Consider the following 16213-nt stretch of genomic DNA (forward strand, 5'->3'; position numbering starts at 1 on the left):
GTTCGTTGCCAGGTGTTACGAATGCCAACTGTGGGTAGGATGGAGTCCTTGCGGGGGTATCACCCTGTGCTGATTCCGAGTATGGGTGGCTGGGTGTCTGGCGCTGAAAGTTAATTGCCTTGCGGCTGTTCCACTTATTGGATTGTTAAAGATTTCGAGGACGCTCTAGTGTTAAGGACTGCTGATAAGTTGCGCGGAGGGCTGTTGCGGCTACCGCGTCGCTACAAGCGCTTGTTGCAGGTGACTGCGGATGTGGTGCTGGTGTGGGCTGCGTTGTGGCTGGCGTTTGTCGTGCGCCTCGGCACCGACAATCTGATTCAGCCCTGGGGAGGGCACCTATGGCTGTTCGTGGCCGCCCCGCTGATCGCTATCCCGCTGTTCGTGAGGTTCGGTATGTACCGGGCGGTGATGCGCTACTTCGGTAATGATGCGCTGCTCGCCATTGCCAAGGCTGTCACGCTGTCTGCCTTGCTCCTCGCCCTGGCCGTGTATTGGTACCGCGATGCACCAATAGCTGTGCCGCGCTCACTGGTGTTCAACTACTGGTGGTTGAGTTTGGTGATGCTTGGCGGGTTACGTCTGGGAATGCGCCAATACTTTATGGGCGATTGGTTTTCAGCCAGCCAACCGATGCCCTTTATGAGTCGTGATGACGGTTTGCCTAAGGTGGCGATCTATGGTGCCGGGGCTGCCGGTAATCAGTTGGTCGGGGCCTTGCGTATGGGGCGTGCGATGCGTCCAGTGGCTTTCATAGACGATGACAGCGGCATTGCCGATCAAGTAATTGCTGGCCTGCGGGTGTTCAAGCCCAAGCAGATCCAACAGATGATCGAGGAAACGGGGGCGCAAGAGATATTGCTGGCAATCCCCTCGGCCTCCCGCGGGCGTCGGCGCGAGGTGCTAGGGCTCCTTGAACAGTTCCCACTGCATGTACGCAGTGTGCCGGGCTTTATGGATCTGGCCAGCGGGCGGGTGAAGGTCGATGACATCCAGGAAGTGGATATCACTGACTTGCTCGGGCGTGACGCGGTTCCGCCGCAACAGGAGTTGTTCGAGCGTTGCATTCGTGGTCAGACCGTAATGGTGACCGGCGCTGGAGGCTCGATCGGTTCTGAGTTGTGCCGCCAGATTATGGCGAGTGAGCCCAAAACGCTGCTGCTGTTCGAGCACAGCGAGTTCAACCTGTACAGCATTCATGCCGAGCTTGAACAACGGATCGAGCGTGAGTCCTTGCCGCTCCGGCTGGTGCCAATTCTGGGCTCCATCCGCAATCCAGAACGGTTGCTGGACATTATGCGGACTTGGAAGGTGGACACCGTCTACCATGCCGCTGCATACAAGCATGTGCCAATGGTGGAGCACAACATCGCCGAGGGGGTGCTGAACAACGTCATGGGCTCTCTGTATACCGCTCAGGCTGCGGTGAGGGCCGGCGTTGAGCACTTCGTGCTGATCTCCACCGACAAAGCGGTGCGGCCGACCAACGTGATGGGCAGCACCAAGCGCCTGGCTGAAATGGTTTTGCAGGCATTGAGCCGGGAATCGGCTCCAGTCTTGTTTTCAGACAAGGATACCGTCCATCAGGTCAACAAGACCCGTTTCACCATGGTGCGCTTCGGAAATGTGCTGGGTTCCTCGGGGTCAGTGATCCCGCGGTTCTATGCGCAAATTCGTCGCGGTGGGCCGGTGACGGTTACGCATCCCAATATCACCCGTTACTTCATGACCATTCCCGAGGCCGCTCAACTGGTGATTCAAGCCGGCTCGATGGGGCAGGGGGGGGATGTGTTCGTGTTGGATATGGCCGAGCCGGTAAAGATTTTCGAACTGGCGGAAAAGATGATTCATCTTTCCGGCCTCAGCGTGCGCTCGGAAAAGAATCCTCACGGGGATATCGCAATTGAGTTCAGCGGCTTGCGCCCTGGCGAGAAGCTGTATGAGGAGCTGCTGATCGGCGATAACGTCAGCCCTACCGATCATCCAATGATCATGCGGGCCAACGAGGAGCATCTACCCTGGGATGCTCTCAAGACAGTGTTGGCTGCCTTGCTCGAGGCCGTTCAGCAGGACGATTACGCTAAAGTGCGTCAGTTGCTGCGAGAGACGGTCAGCGGTTATGCCCCGGAGGGGGAAATCGTCGACTGGATACATCAGCAGCGTCGGATTGAGCCCTGATCGTTGGTAAGTTGGAATCGGGGGGAGTGGCTAAGTTAGGTTCTGCAGTTTTAGGTTCTGTACGAAAAGTGCCTGCGCTCGGTGATGCTGCCTTGAAATCGGTCTCAGAATGCTCATTTACAGCACGTAAACTGCGCTTCTTCGGCCGATTTCGCCTTGCCTGACCTTCGCTCGACGACTTTTCGTACAAAACCTTGGAAGTGTTGTGCCAAGAGCACAAACGGCAAGAAATCTGCTTATCCGTAGAACACATTTCTCCCTTCTATTTGCCATTCCTACCTCGACCACAATTGGAAGAGTCCTACGGCTTCAGGTGGCTTTTTGCAGCGCTTGATATTTCGAACAGCCGGTGCGTATTTTGTACAAGCCGCCATCCAGAGCGGCTGTAGTGCACAAGGACAATAACTATGACTACCAAAGTCCGCAGCCCGTTCGCCGAGCGACTGGCCGGCGTAGAAGAGATCGAGTGCGTCACCCCCGACCTGAACGGGGTGATGCGGGGCAAGGTGATGACGGGGGAGGGCTTCCTCTCCGGGCGCCGTTTGCAGCTGGCGCGGGGTGTGCTTCTTCAATGCATCATGGGCGGTTACCCGCCGGCCCGTTTCTATGGCAGCGACGACGGCGACCTGGCCCTGGTCGCGGAGCCTGGCCAGATCCATTGCCTGCCCTGGGCCGATCGGCCACGCGCTTTGGCGATCTGCGATGCCCAGGAGCTGGACGGCCGGCCTTCGGGGTTGTCCACGCGGGGGCTGCTGCGCAAGGTGGTGGAGCGCTATGCCGAACACGGCTGGAAGCCCGTGGTCGCCACCGAGTTGGAGTTCTTTGTCTTCGCGCCCAGCCCGAATCCGACGGAGGCTTTCCAGCCGCCACTCGGGCTGGACGGACGTCGTGAGATCGGCTGTTCGGCCTTCAGTGTGTCCTCCAACAATGGCTTGAGGCCGTTCTTCGAGGAGGTCTATCGCGGCATGGAGGCCTTCGGCATGCCCCGTGACACCTTCATGCACGAGATGGGCGTCAGCCAGTTCGAGATCAACTTCCTCCATGACGACCCGCTGCTGCTCGCGGACCAGACCTTCCTGTTCAAGCATCTGCTCAAGGAGGTCGCGCTCAAGCACGGCATCCAGGTGGTGTGCATGGCCAAGCCACTGGCGCACACTCCGGGCAGTTCGATGCATATCCACCAGAGCGTGGTGACGCTCGACGGCGAGGCGAACATCTTCAGCGATACTCAGGGCGAGCCCACTGCGGCCTTTGCCCACTTCATCGGCGGCCAGCAGGCGGCCATGGCGGATTTCACCGCGCTCTTCGCGCCAAACGTGAACTCCTACCAGCGGCTTTGCCACCCTTATGCTTCGCCCAACAATGCCTGCTGGTCCCACGACAACCGGGCGGCGGGCCTGCGTATTCCAGCCAGCGCGCCAGTGGCCAGAAGGGTGGAGAACCGCTTGCCCGGCGCAGACGCCAATCCCTATCTCGCCATCGCCGCCAGCCTGGCGGCCGGCCTCTACGGGATGGAGCAGCAGCTGCAGCCGAGCGCGCCGATCCAGGGTGAGTTCGAGGCGCCGGACGCGTTGTTGCTGCCCTGTACCCTGCATGCGGCGATCGAGCGTCTGAAACGCAGCGATCTGGCGCGTGAACTGTTCGGCAAGGAGTTCATCGAAGGCTACATTGCTACAAAGACGATGGAGCTCAGCAGCTTCTTCGATGAGATCACGCCCTGGGAACGGCGCATCCTCGCTTCTCAGGTCTGATCGCCCAAGGGCCGTCCGATCGGTCGGCCCTCCCTGTACACGAAGCCGCCTGGAGCGCCGATGCATCGGATTTGGAAGTCGTTTCGCGCACTGTATTTCGCCACCCTGCTCATGCTGATCGGCTCCGGCCTGCTCAGTACCTACCTGGGTCTGCGCTTGGCCGCGGACAAGGTGGACGGGCTCTGGGTCGGCGCCTTGATGGCGGCCAACTATTTCGGCCTGATCCTCGGCGGCAAGTTGGGACATCGGTTGATCGCGCGGGTCGGGCATATCCGCGCCTACGTGGCCTGTGCCGGGGTGGTGACGGCGGCTGTACTCGGACACGGTCTGATCGACCTCCTGCCGGCCTGGTTGTTCATGCGGATGCTGGTGGGTCTGGGAATGATGTGCCAGTACATGGTGATCGAGAGCTGGCTCACCGAGCAGGCCGATGCGAGCCAGCGTGGCCAGGTTTTTGCCGGCTACATGGTGGCGTCCTACCTCGGCCTGGTATTGGGGCAACTGGTGCTGGTCCTGCACCCTGGCCTCGGGCCGGAATTGCTGATGCTGGTGGCCATGTGTTTCGCTCTGTGCCTGGTGCCGGTGGCGTTGACCCGGAAGCTGCACCCGGCACCTCTGCATCCGGCACCGCTGGAGCCGCGCTTTTTCATCAAGCGCGTGCCGCAGTCCATGACCACCGTGCTGGTTTCCGGTCTGGTTATCGGTTCCTTCTACGGCCTGGCGCCGCTCTATGCCACGGCCCAAGGCCTGCCTATCGACCAGGTCGGCCTGTTCATGGGGACCTGCATCCTGGCCGGGCTCCTCGTACAGTGGCCGCTGGGTTGGCTGTCGGACCGTCATGATCGCGCGGTGCTGATTCGCAGCACGGCGGCGTTGCTCGCAGTGTCTGCCTTGCCCCTGGCGATCATGCCGACGGCGCCCCTCGAGGTGCTGTTCCCGGTAGGTTTCCTGGTCTGCCTGCTGCAGTTCAGCCTTTACCCGCTCGCCGTAGCCTTCTCCAACGACCATATAGAAGCCGAGCGGCGGGTGTCGCTGACGGCGATGTTGTTGATCACCTTCGGTGTGGGGGCGAGCATCGGTCCGCTGTTGACCGGCGCGCTGATGAAGCAGTTGGGGCCCAATATGCTCTATGCGTTCGTCTGTTTCTGCGCCACGGTTCTGGTGTTGCGGGTACGACCGGATGCCGTTACCGGACTACACCGGGTCGACGAGGCGCCGCTGCACCATGTGCCGACCCCGGACAATATGATCAGTTCGCCCTTGGTGGCGGCCCTGGACCCACGGGTCGACGAGAGGGCTGTACACGACCAGATGCAGAATGGGGATATCCCCCAGTCCCCAACGGAGCCAACCGGCGGCACGTCCGCGCAACCTCAGCCCGAAAAATAGTGGCCCAACGCCACATTGCTTTTGCCCAATTATTGACCAGTGTGGCTACCTGAGCTTCAAGCCCGAGGCCTGCCTCGGGACTTCAAGGAGGATCTGGTCATGACGTTGAGCATCTCCCTGCATCTGCTAGCCAGCGCCCCGCAGGCTGGCAAGCTCCATCCCCGACTGGTTCCGGAATTGGGGGAGGAGGGGGTGAACCGGTTGCACAGGCAACTGGTGGCGCGCGTTCTCAATCTTCCGCCCATGGGCTTCAGCGAGCGGATCTTCTGGATCGAGGATGGTCCGGACGAGGCCCTGGAAGCCCTGGCCGAGGACAATGACTGGATGGTGGTGGGCCAGCCCGTCGGCGATCTGGGGGAGCGAATGCGACGTATCGCTGCTCTGGGCCTCTCCGAGAACGATGCCGTGGTGCTTATCGGCCAGCATTGCCCGATGCTGGATGCCGATTACCTGTCAGCTGCCTGCGAGGCACTGGATCAACATCATGCTGTGCTAGGTCCGACCGAGGACGGACGCTATGTGCTGCTCGGCCTTCGCCGCATCGATCCGCGACTATTCGAAGCCATGCCTTGGGGCAGCGACCAGGTGCTGGCCTTGACCTGTGAGCGCCTGCAGGAGCTGGATTGGCGGCACGGACTGTTGCCTTCGCTCTGGGTAATGGACGGTCCTGAGCATTTGCCGCGCCTGGGGCGGCTGGGATTCAAGCTCGGGGTTGCCTGAGCGGGGGGCGGAAGCGATTGAAGCGGGCCAGGGGTAGAGACCTGGCCGTCGGACATGCCTGATCGATCGCTAGAAGAGTTCGTCTTTCTCGAATCGCCGGGCTTCGCGCTGCAGCTGGTAGACGAAGCGCTCGACATTGCGTTGCACCAGGCCACTCATCTTGTGGAATCGGATTCCAACGAAACTCATGCCGAGCTTCTCGTCGAAATGCAGGTGGCGCAGCTCGACTGGGGTGGTGATCGGGCCGATCGGCATCTTCGCACTGAAACGCTCATAGACCTGGCCGGGTTGCAGGCGGCCATTCAGGTCGCCTTCGAAGCGAAGCTTGCATCCAGTGGCCGAGATATCCAGCATCACACCCTTGACCGGTGACGACATCTTGTCGCCGTCCAATTCAACGGGAACCAGCTGGCTCTGCTTGAGGGGCGCGCGGAAAGCGTTGCGGCGCTGGTGGTAGGTCACTTCATCGGGCAGGGCGCACCAGTAGCAGCGGTCACCCTCGAACTCGCCGACGGTGGCGGGTTGCTGGGTCTCCCAGGCGATTCGCACGCCTTCATGGAAGCTTTCGACCCGGAAGGTCTCGCCGTTCTTCAGGAAGCGTTCGCCGTCGTTCGGGATCAGTTCATCCAGGGCGATCAGGCCGCGGTCGCGGTCAACTTCTACCAGATAGCTCTGGAAACGCTGGTTACGGTCATGGAAGGTGATGATCAGCGGATCGTGGTGTTGCTGCAGCAGACGAAGGTTGGCCAGGATTTCTACCGGTGCTTTGAGCACTTTTGGGGGCTGTGGGCCGTTCTCTTCGTGGAATGGGTTGGACACGGTCCAGGTCTCTCCAAACGCAAAAGCAGGTCACGCAAAGAGGGGTGGCATCGTGCCTCTATGTCTTTGCGCCTTTCTTGTAGTGTCTTGTCAGGCCTGACTGAGCGGGCGCTGCTGGCCGATTCTAGCGGCAGCCCCTCGGCTGTCATAGAGGCTAGGCGTTTCGCCGCCGCGGAGGATGCCAAGCATGCTGCTGACCGATGCCCGGTTGGCGCGGATCAGGCGGCCGTTGCGCTCGTTGGATGCCTTGCAGCGCTCCAGTAGCTCGCCCAGCTCGTCACTGCGGTTGAGCAGGTGCTCGCCCAGGGGAGAGCGCTCGGCGAGTTTCTGCAGTCCGGCGCGGTCGGCGCTGAGTTGAAGGCTGGCCAGCAGCTGGCTGCGTTGGCGGCCATGCTGGTCGAGCTGGGCGAGAAGCGGCTGCTTGTCGGCAAGCAGCTTTTCGAGGCGGGCGAGATCGCGCTCGCCCATGGCCTGGAATTCTTCGTCCATCACCTCAAGCAAACGTTGGGCGTGGCCGATATCGTCGGTGAACAGTTGAAGCAGGTTGGTGTCGTGCATACGCGCTCTGGGGCCTAGCGTCCAAGTTCCCCAGCGCTGCCCGTGGACTAGCGCTGGGATTCGAAGTTCAGCAGCTTGCTGGCCACGCGCGTGCTGTCGACCTGGTAAGAGCCGTCGGCAATGGCCTGCTTGAGTTTTTCCACACGCTCCTTGTCCACCACGGGCAGGTCGCGCAGTTTTTCTCCGGCTTTCTGCAACACCTGAGCTTCGCTGCTCAGTTGCACGGATTCGCCGCTCTTGGTAGCTGGAGCCTGCTCGCCGGTATTCTGGGTCGATGCAGTCTGGCCGCTGGTGACGGTTTCGCTCTTGCCGGCCTGGGTGCTGCCGGTACGCCCCGTATTTGCGGGCGTGGGGCCGTTATTGAGCCGGTTGAAGTCGATAACCATGATGCTGAACCTCGGACGCTAGTTGGACGCTTACCGTTTTATCGGCCCTGTCCGGGATAACTTTAGAAAATTCTTCAGTGCTGGCTGAGTTTAGGAAATCAGCCCACTTTGGCGCCAGCGGAATCACGCCTACATGTCCACTTCGACCTGGCCCGGGCGCTTGACGCGCGCCCTGATCACACGGCCGGAACTCAGGTTGCGAACCCGGATCTGCTCGCCCGGCGCACCGTTGGCCAGCGCCTCACCGGGCATCCGGACGCTTATTGCCGGACTTTGGGCGCTGATCACCACCTGATCGCCCTTGCTCACCACCTCGGCCTGCTGCAGGTGAAGCGGTGCCAGTACCTGGTCGGGGAGCAGGGTGCGGGTGGTCTTCTGGCCGACGATCTGTTCCGGATCGCTCAGGAATCCCTGGCTCAGGGTACCCACGTCACGCTCAGCCACCGTCACATCCTGGGGCCCGATGGGTGCCCCGCGGCGCAACGGCCGGGTGACGACCACCACGTCGCGATACAGCTTCACCTGGGCCGGTACGAACACGGTCCAGGGCGAACTGCCGTCACAACGGATTCGAACGGTGACGCGCCCCAGCGGCTGCGCCGGGCTTTCCAGCTGGCTCGTCAAATCCTTGTCGCACTCCGCGAGGCGCAGCCGCGGATCGAGGCGGTTGACCTGGATTTCGCTGCGACCCTGGATATTGCTCCGTTGCAGATATTCTTCGACGGCATACTCAAGAAAGCCCTCGGCCGTGCCGATAAGCACCTCAGGCGACGTCACCGTTGCACTCGACGCCGGACTGTAGCCGAGACAGCACAAAGCGGGTAAAACAGCCGCAAGCGATTTGCGGCGTTTTGCCATCAGGTGTCGGAAAAGCGTCGTCATAGCGTTCATGCAAACTGAGAAGCAAGGCTCGTGCCGCCTGCTAGTCTGAAGCGGGCGTTCAATGGCTTGTAATAGGAGTCTGGTCATGGCCGGAGTTTTGGATTCGGTTAACCAGCGTACCCAACTGGTTGGGCAGAACCGTCTGGAACTGCTGCTGTTCCGTCTCGACGGATCGCAGCTCTACGGGATCAACGTGTTCAAGGTGAAGGAGGTGCTGCAGTGCCCCCGCCTTACCCTGATGCCCAAGTCCAGCCCGGTGGTACGCGGGGTCGCCAATATTCGTGGGGGTACCATTCCGATTCTCGACCTGTCCATGGCAACCGGGCGCAGAGGCCTGGATGACTTGAAGAACAGCTTCGTCATCATCACGGAATACAACACCAAGGTGCAGGGTTTCCTGGTGCGCTCGGTGGAGCGCATCGTCAACATGAACTGGGAGGAGATCCATCCGCCACCCAAGGGAACCGGGCGCGATCACTACCTGACGGCGGTTACCCGGGTCGACAAGCAGTTGGTGGAAATCATCGACGTCGAGAAGATCCTCGCCGAAGTTGCCCCCACCTCCGAGGTGGTGTCCGAAGGCGTGATCGACATCGAGACCCAGAGCAAGGCTGTCAGCAAGCGGGTCCTGATCGTCGACGACTCCTCCGTTGCGCGCAAGCAGGTGGTCCGCTGCCTGGAAACCGTCGGCGTCGAGGTGAAGGCCTTGAACGACGGTCGCCAGGCCTACAACTACCTACGTGAAATGGTGGAGGAGGGCAAGGCGCCGGATCAGGAACTGCTGATGATCGTTTCCGACATCGAGATGCCGGAGATGGACGGCTACACCCTGACGGCCGAAATCCGCAACGATCCACGCATGCAGAAACTGCATATCCTCCTGCATACTTCGCTTTCCGGTGTGTTCAACCAGGCGATGGTGAAGAAGGTGGGTGCGGACGATTTTCTCGCCAAGTTCAAGCCGGACGACCTCGCGGCACGGGTAGTAGAACGCATCAAGGTAACGGATGGGTGCTGATGGCTCGGCCCCCTGACATGGAAATAGATTCGTGAGGCGCCCTTAGTGTCTTCAGGTAATGTGGAGTTCGAGCAGTTCCGGGTGTTCCTGGAAAAGACCTGCGGCATTCTGCTGGGCAGCAACAAGCAGTATCTGGTTTCCAGCCGGCTGAACAAGCTGATGGAGCAGAATGGCATCAAGACCCTGGGTGAACTAACTCAGCGCATCCAGGGTTTTTCCCGCGGTGGCCTGCGTGAACAGGTCATCGATGCCATGACGACCAACGAAACCCTGTGGTTTCGAGATACCTACCCCTTCGAGGTGCTGAAAAGCCGGGTGTTGCCCGAGCTGATCAAAGCCAATCCGAACCAGCCTCTGCGAATCTGGTCGGCGGCCAGCTCATCTGGGCAGGAACCTTTCTCCATTTCCATGTCGATCGACGAGTTCGAGAAGATCAACCTTGGCCAGCTCAAGGCGGGGGCGCGCATCGTCGCCACCGACTTGTCCAGCTCCATGCTGGCTGCCTGCAAGGCGGGGGAATATGACAGCCTGGCCATGGGCCGTGGCCTGTCGCAGGAGCGCCTGACCCGCTACTTCGACCCGAAGGGGCCGGGGCGCTGGGTGGTGAAGCCGGCCATTCGCAGCCGTGTGGAGTTCCGTCCGCTGAACCTGCTGGACAGCTATGCGGCGCTGGGCAAGTTCGACATCGTCTTCTGTCGTAACGTGCTGATCTACTTCTCCGCAGACGTTAAGAAGGACATCCTCACCCGCATCCATGCCACCCTTAAGCCCGGCGGCTATCTGTTCCTCGGCGCCTCCGAGGCGCTGAACGGTTTGCCTGACCACTACCAGATGGTCCAGTGCAGTCCGGGGATCATCTACAAAGTGAAATGAACGAGGGAGGCCTATGGCCTCCCTTTTTCAGCCACCGATGTAGGAGCCAGCTTGCTGGCGAACCGTAATTCGCGAGCAAGCTCGCTCCTACACCAGGGTCAGCGTCACGTTGATATTTCCGCGCGTTGCGTTGGAGTACGGGCAAACGATATGCGCCTTGTCCACCAGCTCTTTCGCCGCCTGCTTGTCTAGCCCGGGCAGGGAGATTTTCAGTTCGACCTCGATGCCGAAGCCAGTGGGCAAGGTGCCGATTCCCACCGCTCCTTCTATATAGGTGTCCTCGCTCAGGGTGATTTTTTCCTTGCCGGCGACGAACTTGATGGCGCCGAGAAAGCATGCGGAATAGCCGGCGGCGAACAATTGCTCGGGATTGGTGCCGTCACCGCCTGGGCCGCCCAGTTCCTTGGGCGTGGTCAGTTTCACATCCAGCACGCCGTCCGAGGACACGGCGCGGCCTTCACGGCCGCCGTAGGCTTCGGCGTGGGCGGTGTACAGGGCTTTCTCGATGGGCATGAGAGGTCTCCGGATTGGTGGCAGAGACAAGCAAGCCTAGTCAAAGGATTCGACCTGATCACATCCGTCTGACTGAAGGCAGTCCTTCAACTCGTCAGCCAGTCAATGAACAGGGCGAACAGCTCCGCCTGGGAGCCGATCTCCAGCTTGGTATAGAGATTCTTGCGGTGCATGCGTACCGTTTCCGGGGATATCTCCAGCACCTTGGCGCTGGACTTGGCCGAGTGGCCGCGCAGTAGCAGGTGGGCGATTTCCCGTTCGCGCTCGGTCAGGCGGTCGCTGCCGAAGTTCATGAATGCGGCACGAATCTGCTGGTTGAACGCGGCGGGCATGGGGCTGTGCAACGGCTCTGGGCTTCGGCCATCCAGGCTGCGTGCCAGGCCGCCGCGTTCGTCGAACTGGCGGATCAGCTCGCGTACCAGGGGTTCTGCGGCCCGCAGCAGGTCAAGTTCGGCGCTGCTGAAGCATGCACCGCTGCGGCCCTGGTAGACGCAGAGCGAAACCTTGCGTTGGCCGCCGAGGTCGACGATGAAATGGGCGTCTTCCACCGAGCCGCACTTGAGGTAGTAGGTGCGGTAGTACTCGCTGTTGAAGAAGTCGTCCGGGGCGATTTCCGAGAGGTGGTAGAAGCCTTCCGCCAGTCCGCTTTCAAGGGCCAGGCAGAAGGGGTCGAGCATGTAGCCACGGGCGTAGTAGCGCTCGATCAGCGCTTCGCGGTACTCCGTCGGGATGCCACGCTGGTAGAGCGGGCGAGGTGGCAGGCCCTTGCATTCCAGCCCGAGCAGTATCGACTCGATGGGCACCAGGCTGCCCAGCGCGTCGGCCAGTCGTTCGCAGAACGTCGGTTCGCCGACATTGAGCATGGCCTGCGCCAACCCTGTATGCCAGGCATGCAGGGTGGCGAGGGGCGGGGTTTGGGGCGCAGTGCTGTCAGTCATGTCCGGCAGTCTACTGGCGGCATCCGGCTGCTGCAAAACGCCATTATCGACCGGCATAGTCACCGCTGCGCTGCAGGTCGGCAGCGGTTTCCAGGATGGCTTCGCGCAGCGTCTCGACGATTTCGTCGACCTGGGCGCGCGAGATGGTCAGCGGCGGCGACATCACGTTCAGATGCACAATCGGTCGTACCAGCAGGCCGCGCTTCTGTGCCCTCAGATGGATCTGCTCGCCGATGTTCAGTTCATCGGGGAACAGCGTCTTGCTCGCCTTGTCGGCGACGAACTCGACGCAGGCCATCAGTTTCTGGCACCGCACGCTGCCCACCAGCGGCAGGTCGGCCAGGCTTTGCAGTCGCTCTTCCAGGTAGGCGCCCACTTCATTCACCCGGGCCAGCAGGTTTTCCCGCTGGATGATCTCGATGTTCTTCAGTGCGCTGACGCAACTCACCGGGTGCCCGCTGTAGGTGAACCCATGGCTGAAGCAACGGCCCTTGCCCGGCTCGCCGATCACCTGCCAGATGCGGTCGGAGAAGATGCAGGCACCCAGCGGCAGGTAGCCGGAGGTCAGGCCCTTGGCCGTGGTGATGATGTCCGGTACTACGCCGAAGACGTCCTCCGAGGCGAAGAAGGCGCCGAGTCGGCCAAAGGAGGTCACCACCTCGTCCGAGACATAGAGCACGTCGTGGCGTTGGCAGACCTCCCACATGCGCTTGTGGTAGCCGGCCGGCGGAATGATCACACCGCCCGAACCCATGATCGGTTCGGCAAAGAACGCCGCCACCCGATCCGCGCCCAGGGTGAGGATCTTGTCCTCGAACTCGTTCACCAGGAAATCCAGGAATTGCGCTTCGTCCATGCCCGCTGGAGCGCGGTAGGGGTTGGGGCAGGAGATGTGGTGGATACGATCCTTGAGGAAGTCGAACTCTGCCGGCCGGTCCGCGGCCTTGCCGCCCAGGGACATGGTCAGGTAGGTGGAGCCGTGGTAAGCGTTGACACGGGTGATGACGTGCTTTTTGGCCGGCAACCCACGGCAATTCTGGTAGTACTGCACCAGGCGGTAGGCGGTATCCACAGCAGTGGAGCCGCCTGTGGTGAGGAACACGTGGTTGAGATCACCGGGCGCCAGTTCGGCGAGCTTTTCGCAAAGCTCGATGGCGGTGACGTTGGCCATGTCGCAGAAGGGATTTGAGTAGGCCAGGCGGCGTACCTGGTCGGCGATGGCCTCGGCCATTTCCTCGCGGCCCAGGCCGATGTTGGTGCACCACATGCCGCCCACGGCGTCCAGGTAGCGATTGCCGGCCGTGTCGAAGATATAGGCGCCGTCGCCAGCGGCAATGTTCAGCGCGCCGTTTTCCCGGTGGTCGTCGAAGACGTGATAGCAGTGCATGTAGTGCGCCTTGTCGGCGGCGATCAGACGCCCATTGTCGAACTGGGCGAAGAAGTCGGCGTTTGGGGTATTCATGTTCTTTACCTCTGATACAGGGCAGTTCAAATCACTTGCCGGTCTTGACCGCATTCCAGGTGCGGGTGATCAGGCGCATGGCCTTGGGCGGCTGCGGTTTCTGGGTGAAGAGCCGTGCACGGGTCGCATCGTCGGGGTAGATCGCCGGGTCGTTGCGCACCTCGGCGGCTACCAGCGGAGTGGCGGCCTCATTGCTGTTGGCATAACGGATGTAGTCGGTGACCTGGGCGATCACCTTGGGCTGCAGCATGTATTCGATGAATGTGTGGGCGTTCTCCACATGGGGCGCGTCCTTGGGGATATAGAAGTCATCGAACCAGATCAGCGAGCCTTCCTTCGGGATGAAGTAGTCCAGCTTCACCTTGGCGCCCGCTTCGGTGGCTCGGGCCTGGGCGGTGGCGTAGTCGCCGGACCAGGTCATGGCGATGCACTGGTCGCCGTTTGCGAGGCCGTTGAGGTAGCTCATGGAGTCGAACTTGCGGATGTAGGGACGCACCTTCATCAGCAGGTCATGGGCGGCCTTGAGGTCCTCGGGCTCCGCGCTGTTCGGATCGCGGCCCAGATATGCCAGCGCTAGCGGCAGTACATCGGTGGGGGAGTCGATCAAGGTCACGCCGCAGTCGGCGAAGCGCGACACCACCTCGGGGTCGAAGATCATCGCCAGGGATCCGATCGGCGCATCGGGCATGCGCGCCTTGATCATGTCGACGTTGTAGGTGATGCCGTTGCTGCCCCAGGTGTAGGGCGCCGAGTAAGTCACGCCCGGGTCGAAGTGCTCGAGGCTGGCCAGTACCTGGCGGTCCAGGTTGCCCCAGCTGGGCAGGCGACTCTTGTCCAGCGGCTGGAACACACCGGCCTTGAGCAGCGGTGGCACCAGGGCGGCGTTGAGCACCACCAGGTCGTAGCCGGAGCGACCCGGCAGCAGCTTGCCCTGGACCGTTTCGTAGGAATCGAAGGTGTCGTAGACCACCCTGATGCCGGTGGCTTTCTCGAACTCGGCGAGGGTGTGCTCGCCCATGTAATCCGACCAGTTGTATAGACGCAGGGTATTGCCATCGTCCGCTGGGCTCAGGGCCGGCAACAGGATGAGGGTCGTGCCAAGTGCTGCAACCAGTGTCTTGCGCATGTCGGTTCCGCCTGTATTGTCGTTATCGGGTCACCTGGGGCTACTCTCCGCCGGTTGCCTGGATGCAGCCATAACCCGAACGGGTAGGTGCAATCCACTTCCTCCTGTACAGTCGTTCAGATTCGTCGCATCACCACAGGAGCTTTCGGCATGACGACCCAGGATGTGCGCTACTCCCGTCTGGACCCCGAGTTGCGCAAGGCCCACCTCATCGAAGCGACCCTCACCTGCCTGAAACGACATGGCTTCCAGGGCGCGTCGATTCGCAAGATCTGCGCCGAGGCCGGGGTTTCCGTCGGATTGATCAACCACCATTACGCCGGTAAGGACGAACTGGTCGCCGAGGCCTACCTGGCCGTGACCGGGCGGGTGATGAAGCTGCTCCGTGATGCCATCGACGGAGCCCAGCCCAGTCCACGAGCACGGCTGTCGGCGTTCTTTCGGGCATCCTTTTCCGCGGAGTTGCTGGACCCGCAACTGCTGGAGGCCTGGCTGGCGTTCTGGGGCGCGGTGAAAACCGCCCAGGCCATCAACTCAGCCCATGACCAGTCCTATGGCGAGTACCGCGCCATCCTCGCCAAGTCGCTCAGCGAACTGGCGATAGAGGAGTGCTGGCAGGGATTCGATGCGGAATTGGCGGCCATCAGCCTGAGTGCGTTGCTCGACGGCCTCTGGCTGGAGTCCGGGCTGAATCCGCAAACCTTCACCCCGGAGCAGGGCGTGCTGATCTGCGAGGCCTGGGTGGATGGCCTCCAGGCCGGCGGCGTACAGCGGTTTCTACGGCCCGTCGGGGTCTGTTGATCGGTCGTTCAACTGGCGATAACCTCCAGCCACCTCCAACAATAAGAACGCCCCGCCTGAACGCGGAGGCGGAGGACAATTGCAATGGCTCCCAGTGTGCTGATCGTCGACGACGATCCGCTGATTCGTGAACTGCTCCAGTCCTACCTGGCCCAGGAGGGCTACCAGGTACGTTGCGCCAGCACGGCCGAACAGGCGGAAGCCTGCCTGGCGGAAGCGCCGGTTGACCTGGTGATGCTGGACATCCGACTGCCCGGAAAGGATGGCTTGACCCTCACCCGCGAACTGCGGGTGCGCTCCGAGGTCGGCATCATCCTGATCACTGGTCGCAATGATGAAGTCGACCGAATCGTCGGCCTGGAGTGCGGCGCGGACGATTACGTCGTCAAACCCCTGAACCCCCGCGAACTGGTGTCTCGCGCCAAGAACCTGGTGCGCCGTGTACGCCATGCCCAGCAGCCCGCCGCGCCGGCCAATGGCCAGTTGAAGCGCTTCTCCGACTGGAGGCTGGACAGCGACCGGCGCCGCCTGATCGACCAGGATGGCAGCGAAACCCTGCTCACCCACGGTGAGTTCCAGCTACTCAGCGTCTTCCTGCGCAACGCCGGGCACACCCTCAGCCGCGACCAGTTGATGGACCAGATCCGCAACCGCGAGTGGTTGCCCAACGACCGCTCCATCGACGTGCTGGTTGGCCGCCTGCGCCGCAAGTTGCGCGACGACCCGGCCGAACCCCAACTGATCATCACCATCCACGGCGCGGGCTACCTGTTCACCGCCACGGCCAGCGCTGCCTGAGCCC

Annotated in this window: 16 protein-coding genes; 8 read left to right on the forward strand and 8 right to left on the reverse strand. The window is 61.6% G+C overall.

Going from position 1 to position 16213, the window contains the following annotated elements; all coding sequences use genetic code 11:
* Nucleotides 1-168 precede the first annotated feature (168 nt).
* From AAHM40_RS03560 to AAHM40_RS03575, 4 genes are all read left to right on the forward strand, one after another.
* Complete coding sequence (locus tag AAHM40_RS03560; RefSeq protein WP_342243440.1) at nt 169-2175, forward strand: polysaccharide biosynthesis protein; 2007 nt, start codon at nt 169-171, stop codon at nt 2173-2175.
* Between the two features lie 509 nt (nt 2176-2684).
* Nucleotides 2685-3926, forward strand: coding sequence for a glutamine synthetase family protein (locus AAHM40_RS03565; protein ID WP_342243576.1), 1242 nt, complete (start codon nt 2685-2687; stop codon nt 3924-3926).
* Nucleotides 3927-3986: 60 nt separating this feature from the next.
* Nucleotides 3987-5315: an MFS transporter gene (locus AAHM40_RS03570; RefSeq protein WP_342243441.1), complete on the forward strand. Its 1329-nt coding sequence runs from the start codon at nt 3987-3989 to the stop codon at nt 5313-5315.
* Nucleotides 5316-5414: 99 nt separating this feature from the next.
* Entirely contained in the window at nt 5415-6035 is a 621-nt protein-coding gene (locus AAHM40_RS03575) for a TIGR04282 family arsenosugar biosynthesis glycosyltransferase (RefSeq protein WP_342243442.1), read from the forward strand.
* Between the two features lie 69 nt (nt 6036-6104).
* Here AAHM40_RS03575 and AAHM40_RS03580 read toward each other — a convergent pair whose 3' ends face one another.
* The 4 genes from AAHM40_RS03580 to flgA all read right to left on the reverse strand — a co-directional run bounded on the left by AAHM40_RS03580 (nt 6105) and on the right by flgA (nt 8689).
* Complete coding sequence (locus AAHM40_RS03580) at nt 6105-6854, reverse strand: flagellar brake protein (RefSeq protein ID WP_342243443.1); 750 nt, start codon at nt 6852-6854, stop codon at nt 6105-6107.
* 90 nt (nt 6855-6944) lie between these two features.
* Nucleotides 6945-7412, reverse strand: coding sequence for a flagella synthesis protein FlgN (locus AAHM40_RS03585; protein WP_342243444.1), 468 nt, complete (start codon nt 7410-7412; stop codon nt 6945-6947).
* Nucleotides 7413-7459: 47 nt separating this feature from the next.
* A complete protein-coding gene (gene flgM, locus AAHM40_RS03590; RefSeq protein ID WP_342243445.1) occupies nt 7460-7798 on the reverse strand; it encodes a flagellar biosynthesis anti-sigma factor FlgM in 339 nt (112 codons plus the stop codon).
* 129 nt (nt 7799-7927) lie between these two features.
* Entirely contained in the window at nt 7928-8689 is a 762-nt protein-coding gene (gene flgA / locus AAHM40_RS03595) for a flagellar basal body P-ring formation chaperone FlgA (protein ID WP_342243446.1), read from the reverse strand.
* Between the two features lie 76 nt (nt 8690-8765).
* On the opposite strand from flgA, the gene AAHM40_RS03600 reads away from it, so the two are divergent.
* Nucleotides 8766-9698: a chemotaxis protein CheV gene (locus AAHM40_RS03600; RefSeq protein ID WP_342243447.1), complete on the forward strand. Its 933-nt coding sequence runs from the start codon at nt 8766-8768 to the stop codon at nt 9696-9698.
* A 45-nt stretch (nt 9699-9743) separates the two neighbouring features.
* Nucleotides 9744-10571 carry a protein-glutamate O-methyltransferase CheR gene (gene cheR / locus AAHM40_RS03605; RefSeq protein ID WP_342243448.1) on the forward strand — a complete coding sequence of 276 codons (828 nt, stop codon included), beginning with the start codon at nt 9744-9746 and terminating at the stop codon, nt 10569-10571.
* An 87-nt stretch (nt 10572-10658) separates the two neighbouring features.
* On the opposite strand, the gene AAHM40_RS03610 is transcribed toward cheR, so the two are convergent.
* The 4 genes from AAHM40_RS03610 to AAHM40_RS03625 form a co-directional block, all read right to left on the reverse strand.
* On the reverse strand, nt 10659-11084 hold the full coding sequence (locus AAHM40_RS03610; RefSeq protein ID WP_120649894.1) for an organic hydroperoxide resistance protein: 426 nt from the start codon (nt 11082-11084) through the stop codon (nt 10659-10661).
* A gap of 86 nt (nt 11085-11170) precedes the next feature.
* The gene (locus AAHM40_RS03615; RefSeq protein ID WP_342243449.1) at nt 11171-12022 is read right to left on the reverse strand and encodes a helix-turn-helix transcriptional regulator; all 852 of its coding nucleotides are present in this window, start codon (nt 12020-12022) and stop codon (nt 11171-11173) included.
* Between the two features lie 43 nt (nt 12023-12065).
* A complete protein-coding gene (locus AAHM40_RS03620; RefSeq protein ID WP_342243450.1) occupies nt 12066-13484 on the reverse strand; it encodes an aminotransferase in 1419 nt (472 codons plus the stop codon).
* A 31-nt stretch (nt 13485-13515) separates the two neighbouring features.
* Nucleotides 13516-14610, reverse strand: a complete 1095-nt coding sequence (locus AAHM40_RS03625) for a polyamine ABC transporter substrate-binding protein (RefSeq protein WP_342243451.1) — start codon at nt 14608-14610, stop codon at nt 13516-13518.
* Between the two features lie 150 nt (nt 14611-14760).
* Here AAHM40_RS03625 and AAHM40_RS03630 point away from each other — a divergent pair, with 150 nt between their 5' ends.
* Both AAHM40_RS03630 and AAHM40_RS03635 read left to right on the forward strand, forming a co-directional pair.
* Complete coding sequence (locus tag AAHM40_RS03630) at nt 14761-15411, forward strand: TetR family transcriptional regulator C-terminal domain-containing protein (RefSeq protein ID WP_342243452.1); 651 nt, start codon at nt 14761-14763, stop codon at nt 15409-15411.
* A 78-nt stretch (nt 15412-15489) separates the two neighbouring features.
* The gene (locus tag AAHM40_RS03635; protein WP_028626501.1) at nt 15490-16209 is read left to right on the forward strand and encodes a response regulator; all 720 of its coding nucleotides are present in this window, start codon (nt 15490-15492) and stop codon (nt 16207-16209) included.
* Nucleotides 16210-16213: the final 4 nt, after the last annotated feature.

Origin of the sequence: Pseudomonas sp. OTU5201 (assembly GCF_038440135.1) — a bacterium.
GTDB lineage: Bacteria > Pseudomonadota > Gammaproteobacteria > Pseudomonadales > Pseudomonadaceae > Metapseudomonas > Metapseudomonas resinovorans.